Genomic DNA, 3165 nt, shown 5'->3' with positions numbered 1-3165 from the left:
GTGTTGCCCGTCTTGAACGGATCGGACCCGGCCATGCCGGCGGCGGCATAGGCCGCCAGCGCCACCGGCGGCGTAATGTCGGCCAGCACGCCGTAATAGAAGACGAAGAAGTGCGCCACGATCGGCGCCACTCCCAGCAGGCCCAGCGTCGGAGCCGCGATCGTCGCCATGATGATGTAGTTGGCGGTGGTCGGGATGCCGCAGCCCATCAGGATGCAGACGATGCCGGTCATGATCAGCGTGAACAGCAGCGTCAGCGTCTGAGGCGCCGTCCAGCCCGCCGGCAGGAAGGCCCCGACCCACGTCGCCATGTCGGCGGCGGTCGATGTCACGATAAACGAGATCTTGAAGCCGACGCCCGTCAGCGTCACCACGCCGACGACGATTCCGACGGTGGCCGCCGCAGCACCCACAGCCAGCGCGTATTTGGCGCCGTCGCGCAGGTCGCCGACGATCTGGCCGATGCTCATCCTGTTGCCGGGATTGAACAGCCCGACCAGGATGCAGAGCGTGATGCCCCAGAACGCCGCCATATAAGGCGTGTAGCCGGCCAGCAGGATGCCGATCAGGACGACCAGCGGAATGACGGTCGGCCAGTCGCGCTTGAACGCGGCTTTCAGGTCCGGCATCTCGTCGGGGCGCAATCCGCGCAATCCAGTCCGCTTCGCCTCGAAATGGACCTGCATCAGCACGCCGAAGAAGTGCATGAAGGCGGGCACGATGGCGGCCAGGATGATCGTCGTGTATGGCAGCCCCAGGAACTCGATCATCAGGAAGGCGGCGGCCCCCATGATCGGCGGCGTGATCTGGCCGCCGGTCGAAGCCGTCGCCTCCACCGCCGCCGCGAAGTGCGGCTTGTAGCCGAGCCGGATCATCGCCGGAATGGTCAGCGATCCGACCGTCACCGTATTGGCGACGGAAGACCCTGAGATCATGCCGAACAGCGCGGATCCGAAGATCGACACCTTGGCCGGCCCGCCGGCGAAGCGTCCCGCCACCCAGGCGGCGCAGTCCAGGAAAAGCTGTCCCAGCCCGATCCGCGTCGCGAAGACGCCGAACAGCACGAAGTGGAAGACATAAGTCGCAACGACGCCCAGGGCGATGCCATAAATCCCCTGCGTGGTCAGGTACAAATGATCGACAAGCTGCGGAAAGCTGGCGCCGGGATGGATCAGGATGCCCGGCATCGACGGCCCCCAGATCGCATAGCCCATGAAGATCAGGGCGATCACCGGCAACGGCCATCCCACGGAACGCCGGGTCGCTTCCAGCAGCACGAAGATCAGGATGCCGCCAAGCACGACATCCGTCGGGGTCGGATTGCCGACGCGGAACGCCAGATCGTCCAGCGGGATCAGCGGTACGTGCAGCACCGACACCACGGCGCCGATCGCCAGCGCCCAGTCCAGCAGCGAGATGCCGAGCGGGCGCAGCAGGCTGCCTTGCGCCGGTTGGTCATAGCCGCGCTTGCTGAAGGGAAATACCAGGAAGACGAGGCCCAGCACGAAGGACAGATGGATGCCGCGATGGACCATCTCCGACAGCAGGCCGAAGCCGGCGGTGTAGTAATGGAACAGCGACAGCACGACCAGCAAGCCGCCGACGATCCACCCTGCGGCGGGAGCCAGCGGGCGGAACCGGATCTCGGAGTCGAACTTCTCCTCGAGTTCCTTGGCCTTCTCGGGGTCGAGTTCCAGGGTGGATTTCGGCAGAGTCGGTTCTGCGCGCGATGGGTCGGTCATCGGCATTCCAGGTTCATGTCTATTTTAATGGCAAGTGCCCTCCCCTCCCGGCTCGACGGGAGGAGAGGGATCAGCAATTTGGTCGGACCTGACGTGCTTACTGAAGCACGCCCTTCTCGCGGTAGAACTTCTCCGCGCCGGGATGCAGCGGGATGCCGATGCCCTTGGTCGCGTTCTGCAAGGTGATCAGCTTGCCCTTGGCATGGCCGGTGTCCAGGACACTGCGGGAGTTATCGCTCCAGAGCGCCTTAACGATGTTGTAGACAAGCTCGTCCGACTGCTTGGCGCTGGTCACCCACTGGGCGTTGACCGAGATCGTCTGCGTTTCCGGCACGTCCTTGTAGGTCCCGGCCGGGACGGTGTCCTTGGAGAAGAACTGGTAATCGGCCAGCATCTTCTCGGCTTCCGGACCGCCGATCGGAACCAGCGTGATGCCGCTGGAGGTCGCCAGCTCGGAAATAGCGCCGGTCGGATAGCCGCCGACGAAGAAATAGGCGTCCAGCGCACCGTCGCGCAGGCGGTCGCCCGCCGGACCCGGCTTCAGGTACTCGGCCTTGACGTCCTTCTCGGTCAAGCCATAGGCGGACAGCACGATCCGCGCATCGACCAGCGTGCCCGATCCCGGCTCGTCCAGCGACACCCGCTTGCCCTTGAGGTCGGCGACCGACTTGATGCCGGAATTCTTCGTTGCGACCAGATGGATCGTTTCGGGATAGAGCGTTGCGATGGCGCGCAGGTTCTCGATCTTGCCCTTGCCCTCGAACAGGCCGGTGCCGGTATAGGCCCAATAGGCCACATCCGATTGCGAGAAGCCCGACTCGAGCGAGCCGCCGTTGACGGCGCTGATGTTCGCGACCGAGCCGTTGGACGACACGGCGGTCGCCACCAGCCCAGGCACTCCGCCGCCGGTGGCGGAGATCGTGTTGGCGATCAGGCCGCCCACGGGATAGTAGGTCCCGGCCGTCCCGCCCGTGCCGATCCGGAAGAAAGCCGGCGCCTGCGCCAATGCGACCCCGGCGCTCAGTACGAGCGCCCCGAGCACGGCCCCAACCGCCATTCGGCGTTTATTGATCATGAAGCTCACGGCAGTCCCCTGTAATTCCGATATGATAATCGGATCATGGCTGTTGCCGCTGCAATTGTCACGATATCGGATTGTACCGGTGACAAACCGGTTGCCGGTCACCAACCGGACTTCTCCGTCGCCCCCTCGGGAAGGTGGGGGAACGGGCGCCTATAGACTTACCGATTTGACGCGACGATCAAGTCCCCAGGCGCTCCTACACCACGCCTGGGGACTTGATCCCTGTCATCGCTGACATTACAAGCCCGGACTTGAACCCAGTGGCGCCAATGTAGGCGTTCCAGGCGTAGGTCGGTCTAAAGCGAAGCGGCAGCCGACATAGACGCGCCTGCTTGTCGG

The 3165-nt window shown here is 64.4% G+C and carries 2 protein-coding genes; both read right to left on the bottom strand.

From position 1 onward, the window contains the following. Positions 1 to 1742 (bottom strand): TRAP transporter permease (locus AC5JJ6_RS06005; RefSeq protein ID WP_496041170.1); only part of this gene is annotated, 1742 nt, incomplete at its 3' end. A gap of 97 nt (positions 1743 to 1839) precedes the next feature. Next, a complete protein-coding gene (locus tag AC5JJ6_RS06000) occupies positions 1840 to 2817 on the bottom strand; it encodes a TAXI family TRAP transporter solute-binding subunit (protein ID WP_496041171.1) in 978 nt (325 codons plus the stop codon). Positions 2818 to 3165 lie beyond the last annotated feature (348 nt).

Source organism: Skermanella sp. (genome assembly GCF_059503625.1).
This window is presented reverse-complemented; position numbering and strand designations above follow the sequence as displayed.

Bases quoted from the DNA above. Each gene is read 5' to 3' on its own strand.
- AC5JJ6_RS06000 (WP_496041171.1), bottom strand. From the start codon at position 2,817: ATGATCAATAAACGCCGAATGGCGGTTGGGGCCGTGCTCGGGGCGCTC.